Origin of the sequence: Mesorhizobium sp. M7A.F.Ca.CA.003.01.2.1 (genome assembly GCF_003998945.1) — a bacterium.
In the GTDB taxonomy this organism is placed as follows: Bacteria; Pseudomonadota; Alphaproteobacteria; order Rhizobiales; family Rhizobiaceae; genus Mesorhizobium; species Mesorhizobium ciceri.
Genome location: NZ_RZRA01001586.1, coordinates 1 through 581 on the forward strand (window position 1 = coordinate 1; position 581 = coordinate 581).

General features: G+C 61.8%; 1 pseudogene. It reads left to right on the forward strand.

The window, feature by feature from the left end:
- Nucleotides 1-459, forward strand: a pseudogene (locus EN969_RS34375) (hydantoinase/oxoprolinase family protein); the annotation flags it as partial.
- Between the last annotated feature and the right edge of the window lie 122 nt (nucleotides 460-581).

The window sequence follows — 581 nt, forward strand, 5'->3', positions numbered from 1 at the left end:
GTGGCGCAGGAAGACATGGCGCTGCAGCGCACGGTCGAGATGATGTACCAGGGCCAATGGCGCTCGCTCGCGGTGTCAGCCCCGGCGCGGATCGAGAGCATCTGCCCGCTGATCGAGGCATTCCACAACGAACACGAACGCGAGTTCAACTACCGCCGCGAAGAGGCGCCGGTGTCGATCTTCCGCATCGCGGTCAAGGCGATCGGCATCGTCCCGAAAGCCGAGATACCGCGACACGAAGTCTTGCCTCATGTGCCCGAGCCGCTCGGCCGCCGCGGCGTCTGGTTCGACGGCGTATCTCATGATGCGGCTGTCTATGAACGCGACCAACTCAGCGCCGGCGCTGCCTTTGCGGGACCCGCCATCGTCGAACAGTTCGATTCCACCACCGTGGTTCCGCCGGGAATGAGCGCGACCGTCGATGGCTTCCTGAACATTCTCATCGTGACGAAAGGCTGAGACATGACAAAGCTGATTGAAACGGGCCCTGGCCTCGATCCGGTAACGTTCGAGGTGCTGAAGAACTCCTTCATCACCACCGTCGACCAGATGGCCGAACAGATGCTTCGCACCTGCTATTC